20 protein-coding genes are annotated in these 23791 nt (G+C 42.0%); all 20 read right to left on the bottom strand.

The window, feature by feature from the left end:
* Positions 1 to 317: 317 nt before the first annotated feature.
* Positions 318 to 1046 (bottom strand): class I SAM-dependent methyltransferase, encoded by a 729-nt coding sequence (locus AC13DA_RS14335; RefSeq protein ID WP_284450560.1) that lies wholly within the window; start codon positions 1044 to 1046, stop codon positions 318 to 320.
* Positions 1043 to 2023: a radical SAM/SPASM domain-containing protein gene (locus tag AC13DA_RS14330; RefSeq protein ID WP_284450561.1), complete on the bottom strand. Its 981-nt coding sequence runs from the start codon at positions 2021 to 2023 to the stop codon at positions 1043 to 1045. The genes AC13DA_RS14335 and AC13DA_RS14330 overlap by 4 nt, the downstream gene beginning before the upstream one ends.
* Before the next feature lies 1 nt (position 2024).
* Complete coding sequence (locus AC13DA_RS14325; RefSeq protein ID WP_284450562.1) at positions 2025 to 3257, bottom strand: DegT/DnrJ/EryC1/StrS family aminotransferase; 1233 nt, start codon at positions 3255 to 3257, stop codon at positions 2025 to 2027.
* Positions 3202 to 4614: a putative sugar O-methyltransferase gene (locus AC13DA_RS14320; protein WP_284450563.1), complete on the bottom strand. Its 1413-nt coding sequence runs from the start codon at positions 4612 to 4614 to the stop codon at positions 3202 to 3204. The genes AC13DA_RS14325 and AC13DA_RS14320 overlap by 56 nt, the downstream gene beginning before the upstream one ends.
* A gap of 16 nt (positions 4615 to 4630) precedes the next feature.
* The gene (locus AC13DA_RS14315; protein ID WP_284450564.1) at positions 4631 to 4984 is read right to left on the bottom strand and encodes a cupin domain-containing protein; all 354 of its coding nucleotides are present in this window, start codon (positions 4982 to 4984) and stop codon (positions 4631 to 4633) included.
* Positions 4953 to 5831, bottom strand: a complete 879-nt coding sequence (locus tag AC13DA_RS14310; protein WP_284450565.1) for an SDR family oxidoreductase — start codon at positions 5829 to 5831, stop codon at positions 4953 to 4955. Before AC13DA_RS14310 ends, AC13DA_RS14315 begins: the two co-directional genes overlap by 32 nt.
* Entirely contained in the window at positions 5828 to 7777 is a 1950-nt protein-coding gene (locus AC13DA_RS14305; protein ID WP_284450566.1) for a glycosyltransferase family protein, read from the bottom strand. Before AC13DA_RS14305 ends, AC13DA_RS14310 begins: the two co-directional genes overlap by 4 nt.
* Before the next feature lie 5 nt (positions 7778 to 7782).
* Positions 7783 to 9690 carry a B12-binding domain-containing radical SAM protein gene (locus AC13DA_RS14300; RefSeq protein WP_284450567.1) on the bottom strand — a complete coding sequence of 636 codons (1908 nt, stop codon included), beginning with the start codon at positions 9688 to 9690 and terminating at the stop codon, positions 7783 to 7785.
* Between the two features lie 70 nt (positions 9691 to 9760).
* Positions 9761 to 10573 carry a hypothetical protein gene (locus AC13DA_RS14295; RefSeq protein ID WP_284450568.1) on the bottom strand — a complete coding sequence of 271 codons (813 nt, stop codon included), beginning with the start codon at positions 10571 to 10573 and terminating at the stop codon, positions 9761 to 9763.
* A 96-nt stretch (positions 10574 to 10669) separates the two neighbouring features.
* A complete protein-coding gene (locus AC13DA_RS14290) occupies positions 10670 to 11752 on the bottom strand; it encodes a radical SAM/SPASM domain-containing protein (protein ID WP_284450569.1) in 1083 nt (360 codons plus the stop codon).
* 84 nt (positions 11753 to 11836) lie between these two features.
* Positions 11837 to 12721 carry an NAD-dependent epimerase/dehydratase family protein gene (locus AC13DA_RS14285; RefSeq protein WP_284450570.1) on the bottom strand — a complete coding sequence of 295 codons (885 nt, stop codon included), beginning with the start codon at positions 12719 to 12721 and terminating at the stop codon, positions 11837 to 11839.
* A complete protein-coding gene (locus AC13DA_RS14280; protein ID WP_284450571.1) occupies positions 12718 to 13398 on the bottom strand; it encodes an HAD family hydrolase in 681 nt (226 codons plus the stop codon). The genes AC13DA_RS14285 and AC13DA_RS14280 overlap by 4 nt, the downstream gene beginning before the upstream one ends.
* Positions 13399 to 13402: 4 nt before the next feature.
* A complete protein-coding gene (locus tag AC13DA_RS14275) occupies positions 13403 to 14539 on the bottom strand; it encodes a class I SAM-dependent methyltransferase (protein WP_284450572.1) in 1137 nt (378 codons plus the stop codon).
* A gap of 34 nt (positions 14540 to 14573) precedes the next feature.
* Positions 14574 to 16391, bottom strand: coding sequence for a thiamine pyrophosphate-binding protein (locus AC13DA_RS14270; protein ID WP_284450573.1), 1818 nt, complete (start codon positions 16389 to 16391; stop codon positions 14574 to 14576).
* Entirely contained in the window at positions 16388 to 17908 is a 1521-nt protein-coding gene (locus AC13DA_RS14265; RefSeq protein WP_284450574.1) for an N-acetylneuraminate synthase family protein, read from the bottom strand. The genes AC13DA_RS14270 and AC13DA_RS14265 overlap by 4 nt, the downstream gene beginning before the upstream one ends.
* 3 nt (positions 17909 to 17911) lie before the next feature.
* Positions 17912 to 19558, bottom strand: a complete 1647-nt coding sequence (rfbH, locus tag AC13DA_RS14260; protein WP_284450575.1) for a lipopolysaccharide biosynthesis protein RfbH — start codon at positions 19556 to 19558, stop codon at positions 17912 to 17914.
* Positions 19555 to 20631 carry a CDP-glucose 4,6-dehydratase gene (rfbG, locus tag AC13DA_RS14255; protein WP_482945991.1) on the bottom strand — a complete coding sequence of 359 codons (1077 nt, stop codon included), beginning with the start codon at positions 20629 to 20631 and terminating at the stop codon, positions 19555 to 19557. The genes rfbH and rfbG overlap by 4 nt, the downstream gene beginning before the upstream one ends.
* The gene (rfbF, locus tag AC13DA_RS14250; protein WP_284450577.1) at positions 20628 to 21398 is read right to left on the bottom strand and encodes a glucose-1-phosphate cytidylyltransferase; all 771 of its coding nucleotides are present in this window, start codon (positions 21396 to 21398) and stop codon (positions 20628 to 20630) included. Before rfbF ends, rfbG begins: the two co-directional genes overlap by 4 nt.
* 38 nt (positions 21399 to 21436) lie before the next feature.
* A complete protein-coding gene (gene flgL, locus AC13DA_RS14245) occupies positions 21437 to 22342 on the bottom strand; it encodes a flagellar hook-associated protein FlgL (protein WP_007144596.1) in 906 nt (301 codons plus the stop codon).
* A gap of 9 nt (positions 22343 to 22351) precedes the next feature.
* Positions 22352 to 23788, bottom strand: coding sequence for a flagellar hook-associated protein FlgK (gene flgK / locus AC13DA_RS14240; RefSeq protein ID WP_007144595.1), 1437 nt, complete (start codon positions 23786 to 23788; stop codon positions 22352 to 22354).
* Positions 23789 to 23791 lie beyond the last annotated feature (3 nt).

Below are 23791 nucleotides of genomic sequence, written 5' to 3'. Positions count from 1 at the left end.
ATAGTCACCAATAACAACGCTTTCATAAGCCGTTATACAACAGCCGTTCAAATCACATGAGTCACCGATTTGTATACTTGCATTTCTTCCTAATGCAAACTTTACTGGATGGGAAATAGGCACAAAGGCGGCATTGTTATCAGAGTTAAGAACGGTATTGATACCGATCATCAAAGTAGAGGCATACGGATTAACTATTGTGGGCATCATCCCTCTTACAACAACACTCTCCTTCACTGTTGCATGGTTGTCTGAAAAATAAGCTTTTTCACTATCAGATAACTTAGAGTTGATCAGGTCTTGTCGATTTTTCATTTTCAACGCTTTCTGGCAACAAATAACTTTCTAGTTAATTGTTGATAAACATCAAACTGATTACTTTTTATTATTTTTTCACGTATCGCCTTATCTACACCATCATAACTAGAAAAAGCATCATCAAAACATAACCATCCACCACTCACCAGTCTCGTTTCAATAAGGCTAATATCGGAGCAAACCGATTCATAACTATGATCCCCATCAATAAAAGCCATACGAACTTTAAATTCAGGCGATACAGACTCCAGAAAAGTGGTCAGATTACCTTTATGTGGAGATATATAATTACCTAATCCGCAATGCCTTGTATTGTGGCGAAATATCTCTTCACTTTCTTCATGAATCTCATAAACAGGCAAGACTTCTTGATGAAAAGGTTCAGCCCAAACAGTCTGGTCCTGGTAAGCCTCTACGAGCTTTTCCTTAACCTGAACTTTGAATGAGTAGCTACCATCAGCGTTTTTATACCAATCTCTTTTTGCTGGAAAAAGATCAACACAATGCAAGTGAGCATTCTTTAGTTGCTTTATAGCAAATCCAATCGCAATTGCAGATCTACCACACCATGAACCCACTTCAATGACATCGCCGTCAAGATGAGCCGTTGCTAACGTCAAGTTAAATAAACTCATCAGTTGTTCTTGTGAAGTCCAGCCAGGGATAAGTTCTACAGCATCCGAAATTTGATCACTTGCTGAAACCGTCAACTGCCAATCATGCCTCATGATTGAAACTCCGTAATCATGTCTGCATAGCTAAGACCTTCATGAGGCCAACGTGTCGAAGCCCAATCAGGACAATTTCCACAAAACGAATGTCTAGAATATTCATTATTTAAATGGGCTTGTCTTAGCGCCTTATAGAAATCACTTTGCCAGACTTCATTAATGGATGTATCTCGATAATCTTGTATCGTTGAACCATGCACCCAGTCAGAGGGGCAAAAAGCAAGTTCTCCTTTTGCGTTAACGACAATTCGCTCCCATGGATACAAACAGGGTTTTCGTGGCTTATCTAATTGAATTTCTCGACGTTGAGTTGCAAGCTCTCCTAATGCGCCTGAACAAGAATGCATCCTTCTGATGACAACCCTATCAATGCCGGCGTCATACCAGAATTTCTCAAAATCAGATACTTCATCGGCGTTATTGGGCTGTTCGACAAAACTGACTACAACCTTTGTTTGTGATTTTGACTCCTTGACCCATTTTAATAGTCTCAACACGTTATCACGTGTCACATTTAAATCACCGTTAACCCTGATAGCTTTATAAGTTTCTTCTCTATATGCATCAATACTGATATCTATCATGTGTACACCCGCATCGAGAAGCCTCTGCGTGCGTTTTTCATTCATTATGGTTCCATTGGTCGTTAGCGTGACATAAACCCCTGAATATTTTACGGCAGACTCAATCATGTCATACCCTTCAGGATGAACCAAAGGCTCGCCATTACTGGCATACCGGATATATTGAGTGCTGCCTTTACCATAATGTTTGACTTCATCAATCATTTTTTCATTGAGTTCGACATCTAGGAATCGTCCGGCATAGTGTGCTGAATTTTTAAAGCTGGGATGCGGGCAGTGTACGCAAGCGAGGTTACACACTTCGGTAATGTCCATCAGAATCTGTGAGGGAAATACTGATGATAAGCGTCCGCCAAAGCCATATTCGGTGTTTAAATTCTCAACACTCATCTTATGTATTCTTTCTATTTAGGATGGAATCGAGAGTACCGACGACATAATCTATATCCTCAAATGTCATGCGAGCACTCATTGGTAGTGTCATGATTTCCTCAGATAATCTCATAGTAACAGGTAAAGATTCATTCATTTGGGAGTAGAGAGGCTGAATATGCAAAGGTAAATAATGGATGCTGACCCCAACGTTCGCCTCTCTTAAATATTTAAACAGTTCATCTCGCGTCAGTCGGAATTGTTTCTGACAAAAACGCACCACAAATAAATGAACTGCGTGTTTATCACTAAATACATCTTGCTGAAAAGCTACCTTAATACCAGCTTGGTCCAAACATTTTTTGTAATAGTGTGCCAAGTTATGACGGTGACTCGTCATCTCTTTCAGACGGCTCAATTGAACCCTGCCGATCGCTGCCTGTAGATCTGTGTAGTTCATCTTATAACCAAGCTCTGTTAGAAGCTCCATTTTCTGTAAAGAGGGAGAAGAATACCTGGACCAAGCATTAGAGCCCATACCACTCATCCGAAGTCTTCTAAGCTTTTCAGCAACGTTGTCATCATTGAGCGCAATGGCGCCACCATCAGCTGTAGATAGGTTTTTGTTCGCGTAAAAGCTAAAACAGGTTAAATTTCCAGATGATCCCACATATTCATTTTCACTATATCGAGCCCCCATAGCATGAGCTGCATCCTCTATAATGCGGATGGATTCGGGAAGAAACTGGCGAATTTTCACAACATCAGTGGCCAACCCACCATAATGTACAATGATAACTGCACGAGTTTTAGGAGTGACCTTAGCAAGAATAGATTCGGCGGTAACTGACATGGTTTCGATATCAACATCACAGAAAACTGCTTTAGCTCCCAAATACATCGCAGAATTTGCGGTAGCACACCATGTCAGACTGGGGACAATCACCTCATCTCCTTCTCCAACCCCACTAATCAACAGTGATAAAAATAATGCTGATGTGCACGAGTTGACGGATACAACATGCTTAACACCAAGATAACTCGCAAGCTCTTTCTCAAACTCTAAAGTCTCTTTTCCCATTCCAACCCAACCTGTTCGCATCACTCTAGTTACAGCATCAATTTCATGTTCCGTAAAATCAGGGGTACCGAATGCTAAGTAAGGTCTATGGTTCTCCATATCTGACAGATTACACTCAGATGGCTGACGCATTTTTACGAAGGAATAATTGTTCAATATGACAGTGCTCATGTGAAGCTGCTGAAAAAAATGGCCAACGTGAAGGTTGTCTAGCTAACAACTGAAAGTCTTTTAGCTCTGGAAAACAATCGATTGGATAATAAGTATAGGCTTGACCATTATTAATGAGATTTTCATGATAAAAGTAGCGATTAGTTGTTCTTTGAATTTGTTCGAGATATTCATTTATTGTTTCAAAGCTCATCTCAGATAGGCTAATAGTATTGATGAAACAATCGATCGAGAGATCCGGTAACTGAGGTAAACAAAAGTGTGGTAAAAGCACAATATCATATTCGGTGATCAAGTCTCTTAAATCTTCCTCTCCAGTGTAATAATGCGTCTTCAAGTCAGGGTAAATGATTGATAGGTAATATGAAGAAATGAGCAAGTTTTCAGGCAAATCAAAATTTATGTAACAACATGACTGACTGAATTTCTTTAAATAATAGGCAAGCCCACCGTAGCCAGCACCAATTTCAGCAATCACCGGTCTAGCGAGTTCACCTACTAACTGACTAATGTAGCGACCTCGGTAATGGTTGAGAAAATTATTTGGGTGGACAAGAGAATCTTCAATAAGATGACCGTAAGGATTACCGACTTTCGGCGAATCTAGCTCCTTGATAGGTGCCTCGCCCAAGCTATATGCCCAGATATTAAATAAGCTTCTGAAACCAGCTGACATATCAGGATGTTTCACATAATCATCGAACCCCTGTTTGCCACCAAAAATACCTGTGCTCAAATCATTACGAAAAAAATTAGCTAACAATGGTGCCAAATTGGACTTATTTTCCTTGAGAGAGCGATAGAATTCTGGTCGCGTATTTTTAAGGAACTGCTCCCAATTTTGACCTATTTGATATGGTGCGGATATATCTTTTGCATTTTTCTTTGCTAATTCGTAAGCCTTTACCAAATCAGAAATGATTGCATTGTGACTTTTAGTTTCCATTGTCACATGTGAGTAGTCATCTGAAATAACATCGCCAAGCTCAAATGTCTCAATCCAACTGTCTAAAGTTTGTGTTTTGGCTTCAAAGTTATCATGGCGATAATTCAAGTAACGTCCACCTTGAATATCTTCTCTCTTTAAATGACTGAAGATCAGAATATTTTCTCGCTCAACACCAATCGCGACTAATTGCTCTGTCATTTTTTCATGATGATTTTCACTGGCAATTAATATTCTGTCGTAATTTTTTTCAAGTACCTCCTGTGGAGGGAGAATTTCAAGACCCAGACGTTTCTTGTACCATTTGGACTCGTCATTATCGATATAACATAGAATCTTAAAACCTAATTGAATCGACTGATATTCAATTCTTACAGAACAGGATCCAGCTCCAAATACGACATACTTCATTCTCTAAATTCCTAATTTATCTTCTATGAATATCAGGAGCCTGATTATCAAATTTTTTAGATAATGCATTGATCCATTTTGTGTCAGACTTACAATAAAAGGTATGATTTTCACCCGGCTCTATAACAAACAAATCTTTGGATTTAAAAGAATGTTCTGTCACTAGCCCGAACTCATCTTGTATGTGTATTTCACCTTCACCTTCAATAATGAAGAAAAATTCTCTAGTGAGTTTATGATAGTGATTGCCTCGAGATAAACCAGATTTGGTCTCTAGGTAATTGAATTCCTCCCAATTACCTTCATTCAAGAGCCCAAGTAATATACCCCGTTCATCTTCAAAGGTTTGATACGGCGATAGAATTTTCATCGAGTACCTCCAATGAGTTCAGGTACGCATGATGTGTGCCAATGGTGACATCAAGTGACTCACAGGTCATGGTATTTTCTAACGACAAATCACCGAATAAAAATGGCACTTCACCATGCAGTCGACTGGCTTGAAGAATTAATTCATCATCAAAACCAGCACTTCTGGCAAATAACTTAGCAAAGAAAAATCGCGATATTCTCTGTCCACAGACGTGATAGACCCGATTAGATAGTTTTGGCGTCATCACGAGTTTATCTAAAACGTTCAAGAAATCTTTATAAAAAGTGGGTGAGTAGAAGGCATCATCGAAACAGTCGACCGCTTTACCGCTTTGTAACTGCTCTCGAAGAAATCTCAAGAAGGTCGCTTCACCGTCATAAAGTGCACTTAGTCTTAAAACATAAAATCGGTCGCTCAAGATTAAGCCATTCAATTCAGCTGAGGCCTTTGTTTTACCATAAACTGTCAGAGGAGCAATAGGATCGCTTTCTCTGTATCCACCTCGGTCACCTGAAAACACATAATCACTTGAAATATAGATTATTTTTGCCTCAGGAAATGCTTTAATCAGATTGAGCGTTGTTTGCACATTCGCCTGATAAGCCAGATTCGGATCACGCTCACATCGCTGTATATTCTTATCACCCGCCGCATGAATAATCACATCAGGGGAGACTGCTTGTGCCAGCTCATAAACCGCACTTTCATCAGACAAATCACAAGCGGCTATATTTTGGTCGATATCACCATGCTGACTGACACCTAAAATCTTCCATTCGCTATCAAATGCCCTTTTAATGTGTTGGCCGACATAACCTGTGGCGCCCGTTAACAAAATACTCATAGCCCCATTGTGCTCCATACGGGGTGAGCTAGGTCGTATAACGGTAGGATGCATACATTTCCTTCTAAGTAGTTTATATCCTGATAAATACTTGGTCCTGAAGCGCCAGCTGTCAAAATGAGAATATCCATATCAACCTGCTCTAACTCAGTCATTGCAAAGACAGGGATCCCCATAAACTCACTCGATTTTAGCGAACGGTCCACAATTCCTATAACTTGCAGATTAGGAGTGATATTACTGATGAGATCGAGTGTGGTCTGCCCCATTCCAGAGATACCATAAATGACCACTCTCATTTTTTGTTCAGCAAAAACAGGGAGTAACCTTCTTAACCTTTTTACGTACTCAAAGTTATCAATATAGGGAAAGGCAGAACTCAAATATTCTGGCACTGAAATTACAGCTTCAGTGATGATACGCCCTGTTGGTATGGTCGCCAGCTCCTCTTGACTGCTTGTATCAAAGAAATAATCCAGGAATGATTCAAGTTTATGCCCTGGCACAATATAGTTGATTAACAAATGTATCTTGGCATTTTTCTTGATTCCGAGAAGGATTGTGGTCTTCTCATCACCTAGAAGTGGAAAGAGAATTTCATCGTCAACAGCGCCATCAAGCAAGGTCGAGTGCTTTTCAACCAATTTTGGTTGGAGCGGGTTGTAGGTGAGATTACCTTCAAAATCAATATAACTACTGACTTCGAGTATCTGATCAGGAAACCGCTTTAAAAAAGGACTTAACGTAGAGTAGGACACCGTGAGCTTGTCAAACCTGCCGGCTTGAATATGAATCCACTGGTCATCGCTAAACTGCACAGTCTTATCTTTAATTTGCTTGTGAAATGTCTGCAATGCTTGCTGTGAAGTAATCGACATAACATCAACGTCAGGTAATGGTGATGAAGTTTGCTTCTCTGGTGGGTAGAGCTTCTCCATTGTGTCAAAGAGCGCGCCCACACGATGATCCAATGTATGTTCAGCCAAACTCCGCTGGTAAGCCGCAGCGGCTATCTGTTCTCGTTCTTTATTATTTTCGAGGAAATATTCTACTTTGGAGAATAAAGCTTGCTCATTGTCATAGAAAACGATCTCTTTATCCGGCTCATAAAGCTCTGCAAGTTCCGAATTAGTATTGGTAATTTGGAAAGCTCCACAGCCAGGCACCTCGAAATGACGAAGTTTTGTTTGAACAGCATTAGTCCCATCCGATGACCAAGCAGGATTAAAAACAATCTTTGTTGAATTAAGGATTTTAACCATCTCTTCCTGCGATGGCACACCACCAGCATACTCAGAAAGTGTTGGATGTTTATCCCATCCATAGCCGAATATTTTAAAAAGCCAGCCACGGGACTTAGCAAGCGTTGCTAGTTCTTCAAGAATTTTTTCTCGTTGCTGTCCATCTTCTAAATAGGATTTGTCATCAAGTTCATTCACTTTATGTTTACCGAAAAAGACAATATCAATCGATTTCGGAGAGTCATCCAAGCGATAGCATTGACGTTGATTGTAGCCCCATGGCAGGTATATCACCCTATCTGTCCAGCCACTTTGCTTTCTTCTACTTACACCACGAGATGAGTGAGAGGCAATCACATCGTAATGATGATCAAACTGTGTGTTTCTTTGGTACCAAACCTCTGGCTCATCATCTGGAAGAAATGTAACGATCTTGATTCCTGCTGAACGTATCTTTTCAAAAAACATATCTGGGTAATCAGCAAAAATCCAATCATGATAGAAGAAAAGGTAATCAATAGGCTCACGACGAATTAAGTCATAAATATAGGCACAATGAAAACTCTCAGGCTGAGTCGAATAACGCTCTTTGTTTACCAACAGTGGCGCTGCATTGACACAAATAACTTGTTCACCCAGTACTGCTTGAAGTGCATCAAACCAATTTTCTCGTATATATGGAACCCATAATGCTCCAATGGCCAACACCCTCATGAGTTATACGAAAAAATCTGACCACGCCGACTCACACCAGCTGTAATGTTGCCTGCCAAGTATGAAGCGACACTCTCTACCTCTTGATACCCATCTCGATTCTCAAATGTGTATGGGATAAATGCACCTTTGAAGTTAATATCGCTTCTCAGCACGTCCAACTCAGGCTTGAGCATGTCACAAAGGAAATGACTATTACCAGAGAAAGCATGAATCTTATCTTCTGATAGCACAGGGGAAAATTCATCTTTAAATCGCACAGGTGTTAAGACATGTACATCCAGACCTAACTTCGCAAGAGAGGTAATGATCCAACGAGTAAGGTGTACACGTGAGGACTGCATAACAACTACGCTGTCGCCCTTGTTTAGATGACTAAGAGTTTGTTTCAGTTTTATGGTGACTTCTTCTGCCGGAAACGCTCTCTCTACCTGAGCTTGATCGAAACGTCTATATGCCTCTTTGACATAAGCCTCCAGCTCTTTTGCAGTGAAGTTTTCTGTTCTTGAGACCGCTACAGTTGACCCATTGTAATCATCCCAATCCTTGGAAACGATCCAACCTTTTTCATCGTAAAGACGATACATTTCTGTCCCTGGAAATGGCGTAGCGATAGAGAACTGAACGGTATCAGCTGGCAAGCCACAGGCCATATCAATCGTGTTCTCAATGGTTTCAGCTGTATCACTAGGCAAACCAAATGTGAACGTGAGATGCACGCGAATACCTAGCTCTGATGTCAGCTTGATCATCTCAATATTTTTTTCGGCATTCATCCGTTTATCAATTTCATCTAGAATTCCCTGCTCAGCTGACTCTACACCGTATTTAATACTGAATAACCCGGCATCTTTGAGCGCTTCCAATGTCTGCCTGTCCATCAAATCGGCTCTACCCATCGTTGACCATGGGATACGATTACCAATACCAGAAGACTTCATCTTAGCGGCTAGCTCAAGTACAAACTTTTTATTGATATTTACCGTATCATCATCGATATAAATACTCTTGTAAGGCACCTTTTCTAGGTTTGCTTTAATTTCCTCTATGACATCGTCAGTCGTGCGCATGCGATAACGAGGACTACGGAATAACATTTGCGGCCATGCGCAAAAAATACAGCCGTAAGGGCAACCACGTGTAGCCATTAACTGCAATTGAGGGCGCTCAAGTCCACATACACCATCAAAATAATTCAGGTTTGGTAAGCCTTCACGTTCAGCCCAAGGCATAGTGGAAAGGTCTGGCAATCTGCCATACTCATTTTTTTTCACCTGGCTTACTTCGATAGTCTCAGACACTTCTTGTTCTGATTCCTTTTCAGCTTCATTTCGATGTATTTTTCCATTATCCCTGTATATCAACGCAGGAATATCTTCCAATGAGCGGTCGTCTCTGAGCGCGCACAAAAGCTGGATTACGGTTGTTTCGTATTCACCATAAATGGTGAAATCGATAACCGGGTTTTGTTCCAAAAACGTTTCATCTTCAAACTCGGTATGAAGTCCTGTAAACGCTACTTTGACGTCAGGAAGCAGCGTCTTGATCCGACTCACGATCTTGAGATCGGTTTTTACAGTTGGGGTTGAGCTCTCGATAACGATGAAGTCAGGTCGGCTTTCTTTGATGAACTGATAGAAACTATCAAATGTTTCACCCATTGAAAGCGAATCACGAATAACTGTCTCAAACCCTTCTCGCTTCGCATAGGCTGCGCCAGTAGCTAGCCAGACAGGAAAGGGTAAATAGCCTCCGATATGTTCCTGAATGATGCCATCTACAACTGTGTGCGAATGCACTTGAAAAGTATGTGGCCAGCGGGAACCAGCTCTTACGCCTCGCCAGCCAGGCGTCTCTGGTGTGGCTTCTTTGTACCATGGAGGATTCGAAAATAATACTTTCATAGCCATTGCCTTTCGTAGTGCAGCAAAATATGTGTTTTACTGTTTATTATTATCAGAGTTAATTTTGTTTTCATTCCAGCACAGTGATACCAGAAGCCCAATATTCTGCCGCCTGATTAAAATGAGGTCGCTTATTAAACGTTAAGTTATAACCATACGCTTCAAAATGATAATTCGCTTTGGGATTATCCGTCTCCATACCAGCTAACCATAATAGCGGAGGATAACCATCTTTCCTGAACAATAACTCTGGCACCGAAATAAAAGCTGCTGTTGTGTCATAGGCTCCGGACAAAAGAAAATTCTCAGGAAATAATTCAATTTGCTGCCTCGCGGCCTCAACAGAAAAGCCTAAAAAGCAAGGAAAATACATCCCTACAACTGCAGATTCTCTTACCTTGTTAAGTAAATACTGCTGCCGTCCAGATGCAGCTGGTGTGAGTTTAGCCACTAAAGACTCTTCAACATGATTAGTAAAGTCAGAGTCGGGAAGGTAATCCGCAAAAAGTTGGGCTATGGCTGGCAAAAAACGCTGTTCCAGTTGTTGCCCAATATCATTCTGATGAAGCTGAGGAAGAATAAAAGGAATCCCTGGTCCATTTAGTATGTTTTCCATGCTCGAATGCTTAGCAATGGAGGCTTTGATAGCATTTACTTTATTCTCAAAGGCCGAAAATGCCAACACCTTCTCGATGTCAAAAACACTTTGATGGCGATTGTATATCTGCTGTAAATCAATTTCCGGTGTATCTAAGATAAAGTAACGTCTTGTTTTTTTATGGGCTTGAGCTCGTATGCTGCCAGGAAGACATCGACCATAAACATCGAAGCATTCTTCGGTATCTGAAAACTGTGGTGAGAGTTGAGAATTCAATATGGTCATTACCTATTCCGATTAGACTAACGTCTTTTTTGCTACTAATCCTAAGCAAACTTCATACCTATGGTCATAAGAGTCTGATTAAACAGACAAGATAAATTAATCAAACAAGGAGTCGTTATCTGAGAAACCTTCTCCCCAAGGAAGTGGCAGAAATTTGGCGTTTGCTGTTTTTTCTGTGTGAATACGAATAAATTTTTCATCCTCACCAATTAAACAATCAGGGCGATGGGGGCCAAGCCATGGATTTCGCATACCTCGCTCCAAAATATCTTTCAATGGCGTCTCTTTTAAGTTACCTATGGAAAAATCAATGTAAGGGCAAGGTGTAATCTCCCCTGTTGATGTCACCGTAATTATGCCCTTTACTGTGATACATCCTTTGTATGAGCCGTATGAGGGTGTCATATGGGTGAATACAGAATATTTTTTCTCAAGCTCTCTTACACGATCAGCATCTGCTTTAGTGATGACAAACTCAGGGTGTTCTGTACACGATCCAGTTGGCTTCGCATAGGATACATATAACCCCACACCCTTTTCTGTACAGAACTCACACAAATCAATAAATTCTTGTGTGTGAGCACGACCTTTAATAAGTACGGTTGATAACAGCAAGTTCAGGCCGGCATTCAATGAGGCATCAATCGCCCGCATCACTCGCTTATACGAGCCTTTTTTATTTCTGAATGAATCGTGCTCTTCTTCTATAAAACTATCTAGAGAAAGTTGAATTTTCTCCACACCAATAGCCTTGAGATGTTGGGCTTTTGCATCATCTAAAAACCAGCCATTTGTATCTAAAATGACATAATGTTTATCCGGATCTATCGCTTCAACCACTTCATCCAGATCACGCATCACTAGGGGTTCTCCACCAGTGATAACGAAACGAGCTAAACCTAATTCATCGGCTTGTTTTGATAAATTTCTAATAAACGCTAAATCAATTTTTTCACGCTCATCCTGAACATGAAGCACTTTTTCTAAATGTCTATCCATGTAGTACTCAGCAGAGCAATGTGAGCATTGGAAATTACACAAGTAACTTTTTTCCAGCCTGATGATGGGACTGATTTCTCCCCGCTCTTCCATATTTTTGATATTCGCCAGTTTATCTGCGATGTAGGGCTTTCTTGCTCGAAGATCACTCCTTTTCGCTTTTTCAGCTGGTGTAAGCATATTTTCTTCTCGCTATTGGAGTTGATTGATTAGAAATAATCATTGAATGTAAATCATATCGACTAGATTCATCTTAACATTAATTCAATAATGAAATTGACGTGGGTCAATTTCATCTTGGTGCGCTTGATACCACTGAAAAAGTGAACTCAGCGAAGTTTGTATTGGTGTTAATTTTAGATCCGGTATTTCTTTTAAAAGAAGACCATTATCGCCACTATACTCGTGACGAATATGTTGATTCTGGATAACAATATCGATTTCTTCTGATAAAGTGAGTTTCGCAACACTCGCTGCTAACTCAGCGTATTCATGAGCCATTCCAGAACAAATGTTGTATACAGAGTGTTGTGGCTGATGCTCAACAAACCACTGGACGATTTTGCTCAAGTCATTGATATAAAGAAAATCTACTTTTGCATTTTGCTGCACGGTAATTGATTGGTTTTTTAGTGCGTGACAACAAATATTTGAAAGAAACCGATAACGCCAATCATCTAGCTCCCCAAACACACCAAACAAACGCAAGTTGATAATTTGGCTTTTTGCTTCTGCTATTTTGGTCATTAAGTACTTCGAATAACCATATTGGTCCTCAGGCACATGTTGATCAAAGTACGTCTCACGCATTTTTGGTATCCAGTGAGGGCGACTAAACTCAGCACCGGAACCAAAATAAAGCAGTTTGCCATAGTCATGCTCACAGCGAACAAGATTTGTGAACATCCTCAAGTTGTATTCGAGAACCATCGAAGGGTCCTTTTTTGACCCCTTTGGAGCAGCATCATAGGTAGCAGTGTGGATGATGACATCAAAATGATGATGCCGAAGAAATTCTGAAACATGATTAGCGTTGAGTAAGTCCAGCTCATTCCTAGAGCAGACTGTTAAATCGTATTTTTCTACAAATTCACGAGCAAGACTTCTCGCAATAAAACCATTGCCGCCAGTAATTAATACTTTCTTCAAAATTCGCTTTCTCGACTTCCCGCTAAGTCGTCTTCAAGTAAAGAAGTAAGAGCATTTACTTGCGACAGACAGACGCCGTCATAACCTGACCAATCACCATATCCCCATGCCACGGCAACGAAATCAACCTGATTTGACAATGCTGCGATCTGATCATCTGTGCGATCACCAATATATACAGCTTGGGAAGGTTCTACCTCGTACTCGTGCAACATATTTGATAACAACTTGGTTTTACTCTGGTGTTCTGTGGGTAACATATCGACACATTGTATCGATTCAAACAGACTATTCCAGTTAAGTTCGTTTATCACACTAAAGGTCGGCTCTGTTCGCTTATTCGTGGCTACAAATAGTTTTTTATGACAGGCTTTCAATTGATTTAAAACAGCCTCAATACCAGAATAGGAAAGCGTCTCTTTTTCAACTATGGCGTCATACCTTTCCTTAAAGCAGTGAGTCATTTCACTCAATGTTTTTTCAGAAACGTCACCCACAAGCATTTTCATCGTCTCAGGAAGGGGAGGGCCGATAATGCCTTGTTCAATCTTGACCTTGGGCTTCATATCAAAAGTCTGCATCACAAATTCATAGCTCGATAGGATACAGGCAGCCGAATCTACCAACGTGCCATCAAAATCAAAGAAAATATATTTTTTATTCTTCAGTACAGTCACTGCATTACTCCAGAATTTTCAACTTGGCACCATCAACCACGGCAATACCAGGATTATTCAATCTCATCGTTTTCAGAATCGTGTAAATTTCATCCGAAAAACTACCTGCCATGATAATGATGGCCGAGATGGGTTCCTGCTCTAATTTTGCTGGGGCGGTGATAGGGATGTGGGTAGCTGGTGTTAATTTATTTTGTTTGAATGTAGCTGAATCCACTACAAAACGAATCTTGCCACTGAGATCGGCCAACGCCATAATGGCCAAAGCCTGATGGCCTGCCCCCCATATAGCAACAGAATTGGAGGGATAAGAGTTGATGTAGTAATCGAGTTGTCGCTTTAGATCATGTTGAAACAATTCAAACCGCTTTAGGTTTTTGCTGGCACGTTTTCTCACCACAGCTGAAAGATTGTATTCATGCCATACCGCCTGACAAGACAACACCTCAAAACCTGCTAAATTGAGCGTAGTTATCAACGTTTCTTTAGTAAAGTAAGCCAGATGATCAGGTATAAACTCTGAAAAAAGCTCCTGCTCCATTATCATCTCAAAGTTTGGTACCTCAACAAGTCCAATCGCATCACTTTTGAGGTTGTCAGCAATCGCTTGTAAGGAATGAACAGGAGATGGCAAGTGTTCTAAAAAGTTGAGCATGACAAAAGCATCAAACGGGTAAGCAGCAACTCTGGTAAGCCGGTCTTCAAGAAATAGCCTTTCAACATTTAGTCCCAGAGATTGGCAATGCTCTGAGGCCAGTTCGCCATATTCAACACCATAGGCATCAACACCTGTTTGTACCAAGATCTCTAAATACTCACCTCTGCCACAGCCAACTTCTAACACTTTTTTCTGATGCAGTTGGTACTTTTCAACCCAGTCGGTAAATTGATCATGGCGAAAAGCGGCCATCTCAGACGAAACGGATGTCGCTCGTATGACTTCCCGATAATAACTGACAGGCTCAGCACTTAGCTGGATCAAGCCGCAGGCGCCACACTCATATACATGCAAATCGACACCAGAATCATTGCCAGCATTGAATTCATCAGGAAAATACTGGGCAGATTTTGGCATACCACAATAACTAAGCGAGGGAGTGGCACTAAGTGCCGTATCACAAACTCGACAGTGTAAACTCATGTTTTTTTTGATTCTTGAATAGAAAACAACATCACTAACGGCGTTCAACCAAGATTGAATTAGGAGAAACAGGAACTGACATTTCTTTTTGAAGCTGCTCTATGGATAACAAAGGTGACATATCTTCCAGCGGCATAGAGATCATTGAACCGTTAGCTTGTGGAATAGCTGATACTTTTGGCCATAAAGCTTCGTCTTTGATAATCGTGACATCACAAAGAATCGGGCCTGGATGATTCAATACATATTGGATTTTTTCATCGAGTTCACTGGCATCCTCAATACGAACAGCGTCAAGGCCAATCGCTTCCGCGAGTTTGACTAAATCTGGAATTAGTAAGCCCGCTTCTTGTCCTGTAGCAACATATCGAGCGTCAAAATAATTGCGCTGAGTATTTCGAATGGAGGCATAGCCATTATTGTTCATCACAAACATTCGAATAGGCAGGTTAAGTGACTTCAAGGTACTTAATTCTTGCAGATTGAGCTGCAAGCTTCCGTCACCTTCTACCGAGACAACGGGCTTTCTGCCTGACGCGAGACAACCACCAATCGCCGCGGGCAAACCATAGCCCATCGAACCTAAACCAGAGGTAAGAAAAATTCGTTGGCCGGTTTTATTCACAAAGGTAGAGTAGAAGACTTCCACCGCCAGCCCTGAGCTACCCGTAATAATCAACTCATTGACTTTAGTGAGAGCAGATAAACGATCAATAAAATGATAATGACTGATATCACCTTGCTCTGGAAATTTTTCACCATCACAGCGTGGATAGCGTTGTTTCCAATCGGCTATTTTATTAATCCAATCCGAATAGTCAGTTTTAAGCTCTGGTAGTTCAGTATTCAGTTGTTCGATAAAAGTTTTGGCATTGCCCTGAATCAATCTTGCTTTTGGCAACTGATGTTTTTTTAATTCAGGCGCATCAATATCGACAATCACTTTGTCGGCATATTGAGCAAAGTTCTGCGGATTATGGGCGGTGACCACATTATCCAAACGCGCGCCAATACTGATTAATAAATCACAATTCTGGGCGGCAAAGTTTGCCGGTCTGAGTGCCACAGAACCGGGACGGCCGGCACATAATGGATGTTCGTATGGAATCAGATCCAGTGAATTCCAGGTCGTTAATACCGGAATACCGGTTTTCTCATAGAGCTGTTTGAATGCTTCAGCCGCACCTGATAGACGGATACCATGACCTGCTAGAATAATAGGACGCTCTGCCTGCTGAATGAGTTGAATAACTTCATCCAGCTCAAGTGAACAGTCTGACTCAGTGTCTGTATTCGATTCATCCCGGGCTAGCTCTTCCGGCTCAATTAAACTGGCTTGCACATCCAAAGGCACATCCAGCCAGACAGGGCCTTTTCGCCCTGTCATCGCTTCATGTAAAGCCTTATCAAGATAAAGACCAATATTCTCTGGCTCTTCAACGGTGATGGCATATTTGGTAATGGGTTTAACCATCGAGATAATGTCAACTTCCTGAGGCCCCATTTGCCTTACACCACTGTCGGCTTTCATATCAGCCCGTTTCACCTGTCCTGAGATTATCAACAAAGGCACAGACTCAATCCAGGCACCTGCTACGGCAGTCAACGCATTGGTCGCACCCGGCCCGGTAGTAACTAACGCCACGCCGAGTGTTTCATTCACACGAGAGTAGGCTTCAGCCGCTATCGCTGCGGCTTGTTCGTGGTGAGTCGGTATAAATTTAATATCAGGATTTTGTCCGAGCGCGTCCACCAAATGCATGGCCCCACCACCGGGCAATAAAAAAACCTCTTTAACGCCTAATTCGGCAACTCGGGCAAAAATATAATCAGCAACGCGTTGTTGGCTCATGCCCACTCCGTAGTTAGCCAGTCAGCACGAAAGATCAGATTAGTTTTGCGGCGACTGTTTTGGTTAATGGTTTTATCATCGTAATAAGAATCATCGGTAAAGTGTGTCGTCGACAATTCTTCAAATATCGCCCCGGTTTCACTACTGAAAGCATGTTTAACTCCGCGTTCAACAGTTACCATCTCACCCGCTTTAATCGTTTTTAATTCATCACCTAGTTGCAGCTGCATTTCACCCGCCAGCACATTAAAGGTTTCTTCTTTCTTGTGATGGGCATGCACCGGATGATTTTGTCCAGGCAGTAATACCAGAATCTTTTTACAATACTCACGATTGACCACATCAATAATAGTCGCGCCCGTTTCTTCAAATTTTTCAATGCCATAATGATGTGATAGCTGACAGTTCACACCGTCAGCAATGGCAATGCCGGCTCCACGTAATAAAGCACATACTTTAGATAATGAAGCGGAAACCATGTCACGTGTATCGGTGATTTCAAGCTTTTCCAATAACAACGGCTCATTAGCTTTAACAGCTGTTTTTAACTCAAACTGTTTGTACTTGGATAAATCATTGGCTAATAGTTGACCAGGTTGACTTGGAATAGCCAGATAAAAATCTTCTGTATGTAAGGCTTTCCCGGCAGCGAGATCCTTTTTGGCAAATACAGCACGTCGTAGTGAATTGAGGGTGTTTAATTCTGTCTCGGTGACGGCAACACGTTCCCCCTCAAGGCCAAGCATGGCATAGGCTTCTTGAGCTGAGAGTAACCATTGTCTAACTTGTTCAGGGTTCGCCGAGTAAGCATTGAGTTCACCTACCCCAACATGCTTTTCGAACAATTGTGCCCCCATCGCCACCGCCATTTTGACCGCTTCGGTTTCATTAGGATCTTCATGAGTTGAGTAACCTACAGTCACCTCAGGGAAACGTTGTTTTAATAAGGCAATTTGACCTAATTGTAGATTTTGTCGTGGCGTTGGATATTCACCAACACAGTGCATCACCGCTAATTGTTTGTGGCGATGCAGGAAAAACTGCACGACATTTTCAATCTCTTCCATCGTGGCACCGGCTGTAGACATCACCAATGGCAAAGAGGATTGGGCAATGCGCTCTAGTAACGGCCAGTCTGTCAGAGAGCAGGACGCGATCTTTAATATGTCAAAACCATGTTGCTCAATCCAATCAACAGAATCTTCATCAAAAGGCGTACACATGGAAATAAAACCCGCATCATCAATCGCTTGTTTTAGTTCTAGTAATTGGGTTTCATCAAGTTCCGTATCACGAAATCGTTTAACATATTTAATGTCTTGTCTATCGCGATAATCGGGATGAATAAAGGTTTTCAGGTTACGGTACTGCAGTTTAAAGGCAAACTGGAAAGGGAAATCATCACACACCTGTTTCATCTGCTGAATGACTTGTTTGCCATGGGCTATATCACCTTGGTGATTGTTGGCCATTTCCAGCGCGAATAACTTTTGATACATCGTTGTTTTGTCCGTCATCATTCACACTTTGAAATAAGATTGGATGGTATCGATCATGTAATCAATCATCTCATCAGATAGTCCTGGGAAAACGCCGAGCCATAATGAATCATTCATGACATGATCGGTGACCGTTAATTCTCCAACTTTACGATAGCTTTGCTGTTCGAAATAAGGCTGTTTGATGAGATTACCGCCAAATACTAATCGATTGGCGATCTTATGTTGTTCAAGATACTGAATAAAGTCCGCTCGATTACTCTGCTTTAAGGTAATAGCGAAACCAAACCACGACGGATCAGCATTGTTCTCTGCTTCAGGCAGTAGCAAATAATCCTGTAGCGAAGATAAACCTGCGTAAAGACGTTGGAAGTTGGCTTTTCTTTTTTCAATAAACCCGGCGACTTTAGCTAACTGTGACAAACCCACAGCCGCCTGCATATCAGAGATTTTTAAGTTATAACCAAGATGAGAATAGGTATATTTATGGTCATAACCACAAGGCAACTGCCCTAGTTGATAACTAAAGCGCTTTTTGCAGGTATTGTCCTGGCCCGGCTCACAAAAACAGTCTCTGCCCCAGTCACGAAATGACTCCAGAATCAATTTCAGTTGGCCATTATTGGTATAGACCGCGCCACCTTCTCCCATCGTTATATGATGAGCCGGATAAAAACTCAACGTCGCAATATCACCAAAGGTGCCCACATGACGGGGCTCATCTAACGCAATTACTTGTCCACGATAATCCGTCAGTTCAGTAACGGGTGAATAGGTGGTGCCTAAAGCATCACAACAATCTTCGATTAACCACAGATTATGCTGTCGGGCAAAAGCCACAACGGCGTCAATATTGAAGGTATTGCCTAAGGTGTGGGCCATCATAATGGCTCGTGTTTTATCTGATAACGCGACCTCAAGCTGACTGACATCGATATTGTAGGAAGGCAGAGTAATATCAACAAAAACAGGCACTAAACCATTTTGTAAAATAGGATTCACCGTAGTCGGAAACCCTGCCGCGACAGTGATGACCTCATCGCCTTTTTGTAATGCTTTATCACCTAACTTCGGTGACGTCAGCGCAGTTAATGCCAACAAGTTGGCTGAGGAACCTGAGTTCACTGTCAGCACATGTTTGATACCAATAAATTCAGCAAGCGCTTTTTCAAACTGGGCATTAAACCGACCGGTAGTCAGCCAGCCATCCAATGAGGCATCAACCAGGTGCTCGATATCATCAGAATCCATGACCTTGCCAGACACTGGAACAGCAGTGCTTCCAGGCAGAAAGTCTTTGTGCAGAAATTTCGTTTGACTGTAACGTTTTACCTGGCGTTGCACCAAAGCCCGTAAAAGTCTTTCGAGATTTAATGTTGAAATTTTGCCCTGATAGCTAGCCACATCAAGTGAACCGACAAAGAGTGGAAAGCGTAAGTCCACATATCGCGCTGAACCATTAACACTGTCATCGTCAAAAACAAATATATCAAGGTCTGAGACATCATCGTTGAATACCAGTATTTCATAACATTCAATAGTGGCATTTTCTATAGCCACCACAACACATAACGTCGGTGACATTCCCGTTTTATTAACGACACAAATATCGCCACTAGTTAAGGCGATCGATGAGGATTCAGTGTGAGGTGTATGTAATGGATTCATGCTTTGAATAACTGAGGATTGGCTGCCTGAACAAATTGCTGAATCTGTTGCAAACTGAATTCACGCATCTCTTTTCCGGAATAAAAGGCATCATACCAGTCAAACGTTTTTGATAAAGCGTCATCGATTCGCCAGACAGGTTGCCATCCCAGTTTTTGTCGTGCTTTAGAACAATCCAGCATGAGTATATTGGCTTCATGATGTTCATTCTGTGACGGACTATACCATTCAAAGCTGGACCACTTTTTCTGTGCTTGTTCAACAAGATAATGGACCGGTTTAATATCTTCCTGTACCGGACCAAAGTTCCAGGCTTCTGCTACATCGACGCCGCTTTCACACAACTGCTGTGCCAATTGCAGATACCCTGATAATGGCTCTAAAACATGTTGCCAAGGACGAATCGCGGCGGGATGCCGGATTTCTAATGGTTGTGTGTTTTGTTTTGCCTTAATCAAATCTGGCAATAATCGATAGTCAGACCAGTCACCACCGCCAATAACATTACCTGCACGTGCCGTTGCAATGGCCGTTTTATTATCGGCAAAAAAGGATTTACGGTATGAATCCGTGACCAGCTCTGCACAGCCTTTACTATTACTGTATGGATCATGCCCACCCAGTCGGTCGTTTTCACGATAAGGCCATGACCACTCATAATTTTCGTAACATTTATCAGAGGTGACGATCACCACAGCTTTAACAGAAGGACAATGTCGTACTGCTTCCAGCACATTAACTGTGCCCATCACATTCGTCTGATAGGTATTTACGGGATCATCATAGGAAGGTTTAACCAATGATTGTGCTGCCAAATGAAAGACAATGTCTGGCTGTGATGTCTTGATGGTCACAGCTAAAGTAGCCAGATCACTGATATCGGCAACTATCGAGTCCAACTCGTCATCCAGAGCAAGTGAGTCATACATGGAAGGATTTGTCGCCGGAGCTAAAGCATAACCCGTGACGTTAGCCCCCAGTTCATTTAACCATAGACTGAGCCAACTTCCTTTAAACCCAGTATGCCCGGTAACCAGAACAGATTTTCCTTGCCAGAAAGAGGGATCAATCACCAGACTTTCCATGGTGCCTGATCAGACTTCCAGAGCTGTTCAAGGTATTGCTTATCACGAAGCGTGTCCATGGGTTGCCAGAAACCTTCGTGACGAAAAACACGTAGCTGTTGCTCTGCCACCAGCTTTTGCAGTGGGCGCCCCTCCCAACTAGTTCGATCATCACTAATATAATCAATCACTTTGGGCGATAACACAAAAAAACCACCACTGACCATCCCATTGTCACCTTTCGGTTTTTCCTGAAAGTTCACTACCCGATCACCGTGTATGTCCAATGCACCAAATTTTGCTTGAGGATAGGTTGCTGTGACTGTAGCCAAGTTTCCATGTTGTTGATGGAACTGTATGCTCGCCGTAATATCAATGTTGCCAACTCCATCACCATAAGTCAGACAAAAGGCATCTTCATCTTTTACATAGTCAGCAACCCGACGGATACGACCACCGGTCATACTATCATCGCCTGTGTCAACCAACGTCACTTTCCAGGGTTCGGCATGAGCTTCATGTACATGCATTTTATTATTTTGCATATCAAAGGTGACGTCCGACATATGCAAAAAATAGTTCGCAAAATACTCTTTAATCAAATAGCCCTTGTAACCGCAACAGATAATAAAATCATTCACACCATGATGTGAATAGATTTTCATAATATGCCAGAGAATAGGTTTACCACCTATTTCTATCATTGGTTTTGGCTTATTTATAGACTCTTCGCTAATTCGAGTACCTAAGCCACCAGCCAGAATCACTGCCTTCATATTTTATAACTGACAATAGTTAGTGTTATGTCAGTGTTTCATAAAAAGTTAAACAGGGACAGTCCTTGCACTTTGACATAGGCTTGTTGAGCCGCTTGTAAGCCGGTCGTTTGCGAGTTTAAACGTGAAATGGCTTCCGCATAATCCAAGTCTTTTAATTTAGTCAGACTGGTTTCAAGGCTGGTCAGACTGTCTTCATTAATGCTGCGTTGCTGGTCAATAGAATTGATTCGAGCGCCAACAGCGGTTCTTGCTGTAGTTAATGAATCAATGGCTGTCGACATATTATCTAAGAATTCACCATTATTAGGTGCTGTACCGATAGTATTAGCTTTTAGCGCGGTTGAAAATTCATCGATCGTCTGAAAAATGGCTTGTGTTGAACTATCAGCGTTAGTGATAACAAATAGCTCATCTCCGGGAAAAGTTGCTTCGACTGAGTAATCACTTCCTACACGCATACTGCGTTGACCGCTATCGCCACCATAGGCAAATGTTGTGGTATCGAATGCTTGTGTGAAAGATTGATAACCAGAAAATAAAAACTCGCCGTTAGCATCGGTCGTGTTCGCCAGACTGACCAACGATTTATTCAACTCATCAATTTCTTCCGCAATACCTGTTCTGGCATTAGCATCATTGGTATCGTTCAGCGCCTGAACTGCGAGTTCGCGAATCCGTTGAACAATATCCGTCGCACTGGTTAAGGCATTTTCAGCCGCATTGAGCTTATTGTTCGCCACATCTGCATTCGCCTGATACTGCTCATTAATGCTGACTTCACGCTCATAATTGAGTGACTTTACCGCGGCTACCGGGTCATCAGAAGGCCTTAGAATTCGCTGGCCGGTGGAGACTTGTAACTGCGTATCGGCCAGCTGTTTCTGCTGGGCAAGCATGGTGTCCACACTTTGCTGTTGAATATAGGATGTCGAAATTCTCATGATAATCTCCTAAACAGCATTAATCAGCGAATCAAAAATCGTGTTGGACACGATAATAATCTGAGAAGCAGCCTGATAGGCTTGCTGAAACTTGATGAGCTGTGCAGCTTCTTCATCCAGATTAACCCCACCAACCGCATCAAAACGCTGTTCTGTTTGTTGTAACAACGCAAGTTGTGTTTCCTGACTGGCTTCCGCTTGCTGTGTACGTGTGGCCACATCTGAAACCAACACGGCATACCCTTCTGATAGCGAACGAGTCACCCCAGGTGCGATAGTTACTAATGTTTTATCTGTCTCTAAGTTAGCCAAAGCTAATGCGTTTTCATTATTACCTGAGCCAGAAATATTCACGGTGCCTGTTGCCGCATCAAACTTTGATGAGGCGGCAATGGCACGAGGATCGCTTATTGCCACTGAAATAGTGGCGGCGGTAATATTTGCCGGGTCAAAGAAGTCTCCGCCATCATTACCATCTAAATCAACCGATCCCTGCCCACCATTGGCAATATTGGTTGTATTGTTATGGACAGCATTAAAACCTTCCACCACCGCTTGAGCCAACACATCAAGTTCAGCTCTGACATCATCGATAATCGTGTCACGAAACTCCAAAGCCCCACCTAAGGTGCCACCTGATAATTGACTAGTGATATTAGTACTGCTATCGCCATAGCCAATGCCTAATCTTGGTGGGGTCGTTGAGGTATCGGTCACCGTAGTCAGAGTCATACTTTTCGTACCAGCGACTAAGGCTTGCCCATTACCAATCAAAATATTTGTTGTACCATTCGACTGTTCGATCACGTTCACTGAGACGATCTCTGAAAGATCCGTAATCAGTTTGTCACGCTTATCCATCAGATCGTTTGGCGTACCACCAGCACCACTAGCAGCAGTGATCGCAGCATTTAGCTCGGCAATACTTTTCGATAAATTATTGATGTCATCTACAGCAACAGTAATATCGTAATCCACTTGCTCATCCAGCTGAGTCAGCTGCGAATCCATGGTATTAAAACGATTTGCTAGCAACTCACCACGAGTCAGCATTAATTGTCTGGCAGCGATCGATGTCGGATCGTTTGCTACCTCATTCACCGCATTGAAGAATTGACTGATACCTGTACTCAAGCCCAAGTCTTCTGAGCCGAGCAGATCATCCACCTGTTGAGAATAACTTAGATAGCTTCTCTGGGCGGCTTCCTGCGCTGTATAAGTTCTGACCTGACTCGCGAGAAAAGTGTCATATACACGTTCGACGGACGTTATCTGAACACCCGTACCAAAATAGATATCCCCTTTATAATCAGGTGTACGTGTCGCTTGGTCAGCACGCTGGCGTGTGTAGCCCTCAGTATTAACATTACTAATGTTATGACTGGTCGTCGATAAATTACCTTGGGCCGTTAATAATGCCGATGTCCCAATCCCTAGTAGACTCATGGC

This window comes from Methylophaga sp. F-2, assembly GCF_056859315.1.
The sequence above is the reverse complement of the archived record's forward strand: the minus strand, read 5'-3'. Positions and strand labels throughout refer to the sequence as shown.

Coding starts and splice junctions, on each gene's coding strand:
- AC13DA_RS14335 (WP_284450560.1), bottom strand. CDS start 1,046: ATGAGGCATGATTGGCAGTTGACGGTTTCAGCAAGTGATCAAATTTCG.
- AC13DA_RS14330 (WP_284450561.1), bottom strand. CDS start 2,023: ATGAGTGTTGAGAATTTAAACACCGAATATGGCTTTGGCGGACGCTTA.
- AC13DA_RS14325 (WP_284450562.1), bottom strand. CDS start 3,257: ATGAGCACTGTCATATTGAACAATTATTCCTTCGTAAAAATGCGTCAG.
- AC13DA_RS14320 (WP_284450563.1), bottom strand. CDS start 4,614: ATGAAGTATGTCGTATTTGGAGCTGGATCCTGTTCTGTAAGAATTGAA.
- AC13DA_RS14315 (WP_284450564.1), bottom strand. CDS start 4,984: ATGAAAATTCTATCGCCGTATCAAACCTTTGAAGATGAACGGGGTATA.
- AC13DA_RS14310 (WP_284450565.1), bottom strand. CDS start 5,831: ATGAGTATTTTGTTAACGGGCGCCACAGGTTATGTCGGCCAACACATT.
- AC13DA_RS14300 (WP_284450567.1), bottom strand. CDS start 9,690: ATGAAAGTATTATTTTCGAATCCTCCATGGTACAAAGAAGCCACACCA.
- AC13DA_RS14295 (WP_284450568.1), bottom strand. CDS start 10,573: ATGACCATATTGAATTCTCAACTCTCACCACAGTTTTCAGATACCGAA.
- AC13DA_RS14290 (WP_284450569.1), bottom strand. CDS start 11,752: ATGCTTACACCAGCTGAAAAAGCGAAAAGGAGTGATCTTCGAGCAAGA.
- AC13DA_RS14275 (WP_284450572.1), bottom strand. CDS start 14,539: ATGAGTTTACACTGTCGAGTTTGTGATACGGCACTTAGTGCCACTCCC.
- AC13DA_RS14270 (WP_284450573.1), bottom strand. CDS start 16,391: ATGAGCCAACAACGCGTTGCTGATTATATTTTTGCCCGAGTTGCCGAA.
- AC13DA_RS14265 (WP_284450574.1), bottom strand. CDS start 17,908: ATGACGGACAAAACAACGATGTATCAAAAGTTATTCGCGCTGGAAATG.
- rfbH (WP_284450575.1), bottom strand. CDS start 19,558: ATGAATCCATTACATACACCTCACACTGAATCCTCATCGATCGCCTTA.
- rfbF (WP_284450577.1), bottom strand. CDS start 21,398: ATGAAGGCAGTGATTCTGGCTGGTGGCTTAGGTACTCGAATTAGCGAA.
- flgL (WP_007144596.1), bottom strand. CDS start 22,342: ATGAGAATTTCGACATCCTATATTCAACAGCAAAGTGTGGACACCATG.
- flgK (WP_007144595.1), bottom strand. CDS start 23,788: ATGAGTCTACTAGGGATTGGGACATCGGCATTATTAACGGCCCAAGGT.